At 58.0% G+C, this 1,302-nt stretch carries 1 protein-coding gene; it reads right to left on the reverse strand.

The window, feature by feature from the left end; translation table 11 throughout:
* Positions 1-197: 197 nt before the first annotated feature.
* Positions 198-1,223, reverse strand: coding sequence for an IS110 family RNA-guided transposase (locus tag ACZYSM_RS29120; RefSeq protein WP_489077122.1), 1,026 nt, complete (start codon positions 1,221-1,223; stop codon positions 198-200).
* Positions 1,224-1,302: the final 79 nt, after the last annotated feature.

Consider the following 1,302-nt stretch of genomic DNA (forward strand, 5'->3'; position numbering starts at 1 on the left):
TGCTTTCATCTATCCGGCGTCTGAGTGGGGTGGTGGCCCCGCGCCTCGATGAGAATCGATGCCCGACGATCCTAATTACTAGAACGGCCTTTCAGCCGTATGGGAGCTCAGGGTTGTCGTCAGGCCGGTTAGCCGTTCACGTCATCAGTTATCCAGCATCGCAAAACCAAGTGGGTGGTGCTCGGGTGACAGCAGGGTCAGGCGTTCATCGCGGCTGGCCCTGCATCGAATTCAGTGTGGTGTGCCGCAATCGCCCAGGCGATCCTCGCCAGCTTATTGGCTAGCGCGCAGACCACATGGTTGGAGTGATGGTGGGCCAATAGCCGCCGGACCCAGTCCGCCAGCCAGCCTTTCTGTCGGTCCAGTTGTATCAAGTAAACACGGGCACACTGGATGAGCAGGCGCCTCTGGTTCCGATCACCGCGCTTGCTGATACCCAACAATACGGTCTTGCCACCAGTGGAATGCTGTTTGGGCACCAGTCCGATCGAGGCCGAATAGCCTCGTCCGCATTTGAACTGTTTGCCATCGCCCAATTCGGCAGCCAGGACGCTGGAGGTGATCGGCCCGACGCAGGGCATGGTCATCAAACGAGCCGCCAGATCATCTTCAGCGGCCTGGCACTCGACTTCCTTGTCCAACGCTTTGACCTGCCCGTCCAGGTAGTTGAAGTGGCTGTGCAGCCACATCAGCAGCTTTTTGATGCGCGGAGAAAATGAACACTCATCCAGCAGAATCGGCAGCTCTCTGATGGGTTTGAAACCTGCTGCCAGGCTGATCCCGACCTCTAGCAGCCCGGCGTGAATCCGATTGACGGTGGCTGTGCGGTCCTTGATGAACGAGTCACGGATCGAATTGAGCATGGCCAGCGCTTGCTGCGTTTCGGTCTTGGGCGAAACGAAGCGCATGTTTGGACGGCTCGCCGCCTCGCAAATTGCTTCGGCATCAGCGAAGTCGTTCTTGTTGCTTTTCACGTAAGGACGCACGAGATGAGGCGCAATGAGCTTGGGTGTATGCCCCAACTTGGCGACTTCCCGCGCCATGAAATGGGCTCCGCCACAGGCTTCCATCGCGACGGTGCAGGGCTCGAGGTTCGCCAGGCGTTGGAGGAGCGCCGCTCGAGTAAACTTTTTGCGGTAAAGCTCATGACCGCGATCATCTTGAGCATGCAGGTGAAAGGAGTGCTTTCCCAAGTCGATGGCAGCAATATCTACTTTGTTCATGGCAACGGTCTCCGGTGAGCCCCCTGTGAAAGCTTAGTGGGCGTTCACAGGGGGCGGCGGGGGTAGCCATTTCATTACT

The sequence above is a fragment of the Pseudomonas sp. F220 genome, from assembly GCF_057813935.1.

Bases quoted from the DNA above. Each gene is read 5' to 3' on its own strand.
- ACZYSM_RS29120 (WP_489077122.1), bottom strand. From the start codon at position 1,223: ATGAACAAAGTAGATATTGCTGCCATCGACTTGGGAAAGCACTCCTTT.